At 67.7% G+C, this 8,402-nt stretch carries 7 protein-coding genes; all 7 read right to left on the bottom strand.

Annotated elements, in window-relative coordinates:
• Nucleotides 1–1,148: serine/threonine-protein kinase (locus FJV41_RS46160; RefSeq protein ID WP_246137842.1), on the bottom strand; the 1,148-nt coding region annotated here is incomplete at its 3' end.
• Nucleotides 1,149–1,435: 287 nt separating this feature from the next.
• Nucleotides 1,436–1,963, bottom strand: a complete 528-nt coding sequence (locus FJV41_RS46165; RefSeq protein ID WP_141649008.1) for a hypothetical protein — start codon at nt 1,961–1,963, stop codon at nt 1,436–1,438.
• A gap of 407 nt (nt 1,964–2,370) precedes the next feature.
• The gene (locus tag FJV41_RS46170) at nt 2,371–3,624 is read right to left on the bottom strand and encodes an endonuclease (protein WP_141649009.1); all 1,254 of its coding nucleotides are present in this window, start codon (nt 3,622–3,624) and stop codon (nt 2,371–2,373) included.
• Between the two features lie 129 nt (nt 3,625–3,753).
• Nucleotides 3,754–4,287, bottom strand: a complete 534-nt coding sequence (locus FJV41_RS46175; protein ID WP_141649010.1) for a DUF4833 domain-containing protein — start codon at nt 4,285–4,287, stop codon at nt 3,754–3,756.
• A gap of 265 nt (nt 4,288–4,552) precedes the next feature.
• Nucleotides 4,553–6,205: a hypothetical protein gene (locus FJV41_RS46180; protein WP_141649011.1), complete on the bottom strand. Its 1,653-nt coding sequence runs from the start codon at nt 6,203–6,205 to the stop codon at nt 4,553–4,555.
• 213 nt (nt 6,206–6,418) lie between these two features.
• Nucleotides 6,419–7,918: a hypothetical protein gene (locus FJV41_RS46185; protein ID WP_141649012.1), complete on the bottom strand. Its 1,500-nt coding sequence runs from the start codon at nt 7,916–7,918 to the stop codon at nt 6,419–6,421.
• Between the two features lie 80 nt (nt 7,919–7,998).
• A partial coding sequence (locus FJV41_RS52850) for a hypothetical protein (protein WP_281291627.1) occupies nt 7,999–8,402 on the bottom strand: 404 nt, incomplete at its 5' end.

Consider the following 8,402-nt stretch of genomic DNA (forward strand, 5'->3'; position numbering starts at 1 on the left):
ACCGGTACAACCGGCGCACGCTCATCCACAGGCGCGAGGTTTGGCGCAGGCGCGGCGCTGAGCTGGGGCACGGGCGCTGCGTTGGGCTGAGGCACGGGCGCGGCATCGAGCTGAGGCGCAGGCGCAGGCGCAGCGTCGAGCTGCGGTGCGGGCGCGGCATCGAGCTGAGGCGCGGCGTTGGGCCGAGGCGCAGGGGCGGCGTCGAACTGGGGCGCGGGCACGGTGTCGAGCAGAGGCGCGGGCACGGCGCTGAGCTGCGGCCCGGGCACGGCGTCGAGGTGAGGCGCAGTGTCGAGCGGAAGCTCATGCGCAATGTCGAACTGAAGCTCAGGCCCCGCGTCGAGCTGAAGCGCGGTCTCAGTCCAGGGCGGGGTGGCCCACGGCCTGAGCGCTTGTGCCATCTCCTCGGCATCAGCGAAGCGCTCCGCGGGCTTCTTGTGCAGCGCGCGTGCAAGCACTCGCGAGAAGTCCTCGGGCACGTCCGCGCGAATCGCTGAGGCGAGCGGCGGCACCCGCTCCACGATGGCGGAGAAGAGCGCCACCGTGTCGGCGACGTCGATGGGCTGCTTCCCCGTCACCATCTGGTACAGACACGCACCCAGCGAGTAGAGATCCGCGCGCGCGTCAACGGGCTGGCAACGCACCTGCTCGGGCGCCATGAACGACGGCGTCCCCACCCAGGCTCCCGCCTCCGCGCCCACCGCCGAGGCGTCGTCCTCGTGGAGCAGCCTCGCCACACCGAAGTCCAACACCTTCACCTTGTCACCCGTCTCGCTCGAGACGATGAAGAGGTTGTCCGGCTTGATGTCGCGGTGGATGACCCCAGCGCGATGCGCGGTCTCCAGCGCGGACAACGTCTGCAGCGCGATGGCCACCGCGCGCGCGACGGGCAGGGGACCCTGCTGCTTCAGCAGGAGTCGGAGCGTCTGACCCTGGAGCAGCTCCATCACCATGAACGGAGGCTCGTCCGGGTTGCACTGGAAGTCCTTCACCTCGACCAGGTGCGGGTGCTGGAGCCCCGCGATGGCGCGCGCCTCCCGACGGAAGCGCGCGAGCACGGCCTCGTTGTCGAGGAGGTGCTGCTGGAGCACCTTGATGGCCACCGCGTCGGTCTCGTCGAGCTCCGCCGCCTCGTAGACGATGCCCATTGCCCCCACGCCAATCCTTTGGCGCAGCTGATACTTCTGACCCAGCAATGTCCCGACCGAAGCTGACGAGCGGCTCATGAATCAACCGGTATACCCAAGCCGCCCACATGGCGAGGGGTATCCGCCTGATGACGTATGTTTCAGTCGTTGATACCGGGAAATCTCAGACGAGCCCGATGTACCGAGCCTGTTTCATGCGCGGAGGTTTCCACGAATATCTCGCGTCGTGAGCGAATGGTTCTTGGCGCGCGAGAGCCTGCTCCGTATCGAGTACCGGGACACTGGATTCAGAAGGTGACGCCCAGGCGAACCAGGTCCAGGTCCAGGTCGGTGATGGCGCGGTCCGTGCGGTCCTCCGTCATGGGATTTCCATACTGGAAGCTCACGTCGATGGCCTTGCGTCGCTGGTTCACGCTGTAGCCCATGCCGAGTCCGAGCATGGGCTCGAAGAAGAATCCAGAGCGTCGCGTCACGACGCGGTAGCCCACGTCCATCCCCAGGGTGACCTGGAAGCCATGTTCCTGCTCATACGTCAGCGCGGAGGCCCTTCCGAAGGGGCGGAAATGCTGGCTGTCAAAGGTCCACATGCCGCTCAACCTGGGCTGGAAGAAGAAGCCCTGCCCACGAGCCCTGGGCGCGGGCTTCCACGCCAGGCCCAGGGTGACCTTGAGCTGCCGTATCGTGTCGCAGCGCATGGACTCGCGGTTGCAACTGTTGCGCGTCAGCATTGGCGTGACTTCGAGCACCCCCGTGGTTGTCTCCGAGAAGCTCCGGCCCACGCCAATGGGCACGGCGACGTGGAGCCGCTCCGTCATCGGCCCTCCCAAGAACAAGAAGGCGTGCGTCACGGGCGACAGCCAGAGGGAGGTCTTCGGAATGGCCGCCGTGGACTCGGTCTGGGGCCTGGGGGACTCCGCCTGGGCACGAACCGCCGGGGCGAGGAGGAGCAGCGCGACGAAGGCGAGGCGAGTCAGACAGTCGCTCCTGTGGCTGGGTGGCGATTGTCTCCAAGCAACACCCATGCCTCGCGATGCCCCTCGCTTTTCCCCGGAGCCGAGGGAGTGGGCGAGCAGCCATCGCGACAGGATTGTCAGCACTCCCCACACCACGAGTTCCGGGCGGCGATGTCGCGGTGGCGGATGGACGGGCCCAAATGAAAGGGGTTGGACGGCTCGCGCCATCCAACCCCTGTGCTTCATCACCGGTGCGGCTCAGCGGGCGTCTAGAAATCCTTGACGCGATCCGCGAGGTCCGCGTTGTCGACGAACGCGTTGGTGTTGCCCTGGATGTTGGCCACGCGGCGGTTGCGCTCGATCTCCGCGGTGTCCACTCCGTCCAGCTTGTTCCACGCCTTGAGGGCGGCTTCCTCATCGGCGGGAATGGGCTTGTTGTACGTGGACGAGAAGTAGAACATCGCGCGCGCCACGTTGCCCTTGTGGGAGTCGGGCGGCTCGAACACGGTGTTGCCCTTGGCGTCGGTGCCCAGCTTGGCGCCGTTGTGGCTCCACTTCACGTTCACCACTTCGCCGAACGGGAAGCTGCTGCGCCGCGAGTTGGCCTTGCTGTCGGTGGGGAACAGGTGGTGCAGGTCGCTCTTGGCGGCGCCCGTGGCACCCTTGGACTGCGGCCAGGTGTGCTCCACGTTCATCACGGAGCTGTTCGGAATCTTCCCGCCCTTGACCTCCACGCCCGTGTAGACGCACTCCACGTTGCCAGCGGCGTTCACGTCCAGGCTGGAGAAGATGATGTTGCGCGCCTCGTTGTAGCTGACCACCTTCTTGCCGGAGGCCGAGTCCCTCACGGCCTTCAGCAGCGCGTCGTCGCGCAGGCCGTCGAACGGGTCATCCGAGGGCTCCGGGTCCGGCTCGGGCGCCTTCGTCTCGGGGACGATGTTCATCCCCCACTGCTTCAGCGTGCCGATGTCGCCCTTCGCGGTGTCCTTCACCTCGAGCTTCCAGGTGCCCTTCGTGGGCTCTCCCGCGAAGTCCTTCAGGTCGAACGAACCCTTGAGGTCATCCGCGGAGCCGCCCTGGCGGTTGGACACCACCGCGCTCTTGCCCGACGGGGACGTCAGCGTCACCGTCAGGTCACCCCGGTAGGTGTGCGCGATGTCCAGGTCCAGCTTGAGCGACTCCACCTTGGCGTCGTCCGCGACGTCCAGCGTGCTGGTGACGGTGGCGTTGTCCTGGATGGCCGCGTTGGGGCTCGTGCTGGGGGTCAGCGGCGTCGCCGCCGTTCCCGTCGCGGCCTTCGCGCTCGGGGCCGCCGCGTTCGCGACGGTGGGGGCGCCAGGCACGAAGACGGAGCCGAGCTTCGTCAGGAGGGAGGGGGTGAGGCCCGCGAGTCCCTGCCGCGAGGGCTCGAACTCGTTGCGCGCCGGGGCAGGTGCCCGGGGTGAAGACGTTTCACGCGCGGTTTCAGTTTCGGTCGGGCGAGCGGAGAGGGGCGAGCGGCGGGGGCCGACGACACTGGTCATGCGGGCATTATCGGCCCCGTTCCCCCTGAGGTTGTCACTTCCGCGCGGATTTTTTGACGCAGCCGGAACCGCTGGAAATTCCAGGGGTATCACACCGGTGTTTCATGGCTCCGGCGCGGGCGGGACGTCCTACCGGCGGATCAGCTCGGAGAGGGCCTGACCTTCGGCGCCCACGCCATCCAGCCGAACGAAGTCGACCGAGAAGGGCCAGGACGTCTTCACGAAGATGTGGACCAGTTGGGCCGTGTTGGCGCCGAACTTCGTCCAGGCCTGCACCGAGCACTGACCGCGCACCAGGGTGGTGGTGATGTCGATGGGGCGATCCGGAAATGACCGCAGGCGGATGCGCACCCGCCCACCCTCGGCGGTGGACTCCACCTGCTGCGCATCCTCGAGTCCATAGGCGGGAAGCTCGATGCTCAGCAGCGCTTCGACCTCCGCTTCGCCCCGCTCCAGCATCCGCCAGTACACGTGCACGGGACGCGCGCCGACAGGGCGGCAGCCCTCATCCAGGGCTACGGCGTAGTGGACCTGGTTCCGGTTCTCGCTCCGGGAGAGGAAGAAGGCGGACGGCGCCTGGACGGGGGGCTCAGCGGCGACTCGCGGAGCGAACGCCAGCAGCACCGCGGTGACGGCACTCGTGAACCCGGTCTTCGGAAACATGCGGTCCCCCTGTTTCGGCGCGGTGCCGTGGGTCAGGTCTGGAGGCTCTGGACTGGTTCAACACCCCAGGGCCCTCGAGCTGTCACCCGGCCGAGGCGCTTCGGCGGGCGCTGCCTAGCACGGAAGACGAGGGAGGTCCGCAATTTGGTGTGGCGGAAGATGCAACTCCTGACACCACGGCCCGGGCCCGGTGAGGTTTGACCCCGTCCGGACCCGGGCCGCGTGGCCGGGAGGTGGCGAAACGTTTCAGCTCCCCCGAAGCCGCTTACGGCGTGGTGATGAGGGAGCTGACGGCATCCGCGCTGCTGTAGGGCACCTGCTCGTGGGTCGTGAACGGGTGGCGCTCCATGTCGAAGCCAGGGGCGTCGATGGCCCCCACACGCAGGTAGTAGATGCTGTCCGGCTGGAGCACGTCGGGCGGCAGTCGGACCTGCGTGGCCGAGCCGGGCACATAGAGGCTCGCCGTCTGGAAGGCGAAGTTCAGGTCCGGGTCATACCGGTAGAAGGCCACCCGGTAGGCATTGGGCGTGCCGAGCGTGGGCGGTGCCCAGGCGATGACGGGGCTTACGGAGCCCACCTCGCGCGGCACGCTCGCGGGCACGCCGTCGATGGTCAGTGAGCGGGGCGGGGACACCCGGGGCTGCAGCGGCCCCGCGATGAGATTGTCGAGCGTGTCGACCGTGGAGATGGTGCCCGAGATGGCGAGTGATTTGCCTGAGCCGTCCGGCAGCAGGACGGAGTGCCGGAAGCTGTAGCCCGAGGCGCCGACGACACCCCAGTTCTGGGGAAACGGATTGCCGAACTTCAGGCGGGTCGTGTAGTCGAACGAGGAGGCTCGGGGCAGGCGGAGGGTGAGCAGCTCACCCGAGTAGCCGATCCAACCCTCGGACAGCCCATGCGCGGCGGGCAGGACCTGGAGCGTGGGCGTCCAGGGCGCCGCCAGCGGGTGTACCTCCGAGGCGAAGCGCGTGAACGCGGGCAGGCGCCACTCCACGGGGAACTCGCGCATCCTCACGGGCTGGAGCATGCCGGAGACCGGCAGCGGGTTGACCCCGTCCGGCGCGAAGTCGAACGCGCCCACTTCCAGGGAGCGCTCCACGGCGGCGTAGCCCACGGGTGTCCCATCCGACAGCGCTTGCGCGCTGAACTGGCTCAGCTGATTGACATACATCCTGTCTCCGCGCGCGGCCTCGAAGATGGGGATGTTGTAGCCACTGCCGAGCGACAGGCTGGCCTGGTTGGTGAGGATGGACGTCTGACCCCCGGGGACCCTCTCGAAGAGGTCCATCCAGCCGAACAGGTCCACCTGCCCGGAGGTGAGCTGGAGGCTGGAGCCGGGCTGCAGGTTTCCGGACCCGGATGGCGTCCACGGTGCCAGGTTCAAGAGGTTGATCTGCAGGGGCGCCCAGTTGAACTCCGAGTAGATGGCATCCTCCCGGCCCAGCCGGTTCCTGCCGACGTCCACGTGGCGCGCGGACGTGATGACGTGGGTGGTCCCCGTGTGCAGGTAGTACGGCCCCTGGGGCACGCCCCGGAACTCCCAGCCACCGGGCACCGCGGAGCCCAGAATCAGCGAGAAGGTCGCGCCCTGGGGCACGAGGATCTCAGGGGGATTGGCAGACAGGTCCTCGACCTGCTCGGAGATGCCCACCGAGGTGAAGAAGCGCGTGGTGCTCGTCACCAGCACGGTGTCGGCAGACGGTCCGCCATCCGTGGGCGGCGGAGTGCCTGCGTCGGGTTCGCAGCCCGCGCCAGTGGGCTCGCCCATCCAGGTCCCATCCCCCGTGGGGCCCGACCGTGGGTCGATGGTGGAGAGCCCGTCCGCCAGTTCCATCGAGTCCGCGGGTGCATCCCCACAGCCCACCAGCCATGCGGCGCAGGCTGAAACCAGTACGACAGAAAATCGCGGCAATTGCATGAAGACCTCCAAGGAGCGTTAGGAATTCACACCCTAACCGCGGCTCCTGACGGTGTTCATGTCATGGACTGACAGCCCTTCACTGCGCAAGCATTCACGAGGTGTTTGCGCAATTCGAGCCGGACAGGTGTCATGCCTTTTTGGGTCGGCCTCCGAAAGGACAGACTCGGAGGGGTTTTCGGTCAGGCTGCTGCCATTGAGTCAGGCGCCGCGTCACCTTCGCGGACAGGACACGAACCACGGCTGATAGGAGCCGGTGTCGTCCACGGCGCGGAAGTAGATGCGATCACCCACGCGGGCGAAGCCATCGGGGATGGATGAAGCAGGACCCGGATGGATGTCCGCGAGGAGTCGGGTCGTCGCGACAGTGCCCTGGGTGAACCAGGGCTCCAGGCTGGTGTGCGTCGTCGACGCGACGAACAGCGCGGCACCGTCGCCCGTCGGGAACAAGGGCGAGGCGTACTCGTCGCTCAGGCTCAGGGCCTCCGAGAGCGGGAGGGTGCCCGCGGCGGTTCCGTTCGAGACCCACAGTGTCGCGGCGCGGGGCGGGGGGCCGGGGCTGGCGATGGCCACGGAGAAGTAGAGCAGGTCCCCGGAGACGGCCATCTGCTGCGGGTAGGGGTAGGCGGCCTCCTGGCCCGCGAACGGATTGGGGAGCGTGGTGACGGAGGCCTTGCCACCGCCCTGGAGGGACAGACTCTCGATGCGCATCAGCATCGTCGTGCTGTCCACCGAGGACAGGTAGACGGTGTCGTGCAGCGCCCCGAGCAGGTTGACGCTCTTTCCGAACGCGTCCAGCCGGAGGGTGCCCGAGGCCGTGCCGTCCGTCTTCCACACCTCCGTGTTCGCGCCGTCTTTGAACAGGAACAGGCCCACGGCCCCCGCCTGTCCCGTGGTCGTGAGATTGACGACCTGGGCATCCAGCTTCTTGACGAATTGGGTTCCGCTCGCGGTCCCGTCGGTGCGCCACAGCGCGGTGCCCTGCTCGGGCGAGGCCAGGAAGAAGAGCAGGTTGTCGCCCACCCGCAGCGACACGTTGCCAAGAGTCGCGCTGGTCCCGAAGTTCGCGAACCGCACCGTGCCCGAGGCCGTCCCATCCGAGCGCCACAGCTCCACTTGAGGATTGCCGGGCGCGAAGGACCACAGCCTCAGGAAGGTGAGTTGACCGTGCTGCGCGGCGACGGCCGCGAGATACGTGCCCTCGGGGCCGGGCGTGAGGTCCTTGACGAGCCGGGTTCCGGTCTCGGTTCCATCGCTGACCCACAGCTCCCGGCCGGTGGCGGGTTCGTCGAACTGGAAGAAGACCTGGTCGCCCACGGGGAACAGGTTTCTCAGCGGGGGGACGCCGACAGGGGCGGCGGGAAACGACTTCACCGGGACGGTGCCGGCCTCCGTGCCGTTGCTGCGCCACAGGGTCGCGCTGCCGTCGAACAGGTTGGTGGCGAAGTAGAGCTTTCCCCGCACGTCGACGAACGACTCCGGGAATGGCCCATTGATGGAGCCTCCGGACCCCGGGGGAATGACGATCTTCAGGCGTGATGCGGCGCCCGGGCACGCGTGGCGGGAGTCCTCGCGAGCGCTCTCGCTCGTGCGGGCCACCGAGGCATTCTCCGGGAGCGGCGTCAGGCCCGCTCCCTGGAGTTCGAGTCGGGTGGGCGCACCACATCCCGCGAGGCCCACCGTCAACAGGACAGACCAATGACTGGCTCTCATCTCATGCTCCTCTCCGGCCCAGAACCGACAGAGGGTGGGATGCGTGACGTCGTTCGCCAATCAGGCCTTGAGATGAGGCCCTATTCGAGAGTGGACAGAGAGCCCTTGGGGGCCTCCACCGGCATGGGATGTCCCGGACGGACGAGATACCCGACGACCGTCACGGACCCGCGAGTGCTGTCTCTGTCGATGCGGGCCATGCTCGGTCCCTTCCAAAGGCGCGCCATGGCGCCTGGCCGGCCCATGGCCTCCTGGAAGTCTGTCTCCACCGGGAAGTCGACCTCCAGACGGCAGAGTGTCGCGCGACAATCCAAGTCGCGCACGGACGCGGTCGCTGGCAGGTGGGACGACAGGTTTTCACGAATCTCCCGCTGCGCTTCAGAGGCCCAACCGCTGTCGGAGGACTCGTGCTCGAAAGTCCGCTCCACGTGGGCGCGCGCGGCATTGGAGTCGAAGGGAACGGCGGCGGGGGGCGGCGGGGGCA

The organism is Myxococcus llanfairpwllgwyngyllgogerychwyrndrobwllllantysiliogogogochensis, assembly GCF_006636215.1.
Taxonomy (GTDB): Bacteria; Myxococcota; Myxococcia; order Myxococcales; family Myxococcaceae; genus Myxococcus; species Myxococcus llanfairpwllgwyngyllgogerychwyrndrobwllllantysiliogogogochensis.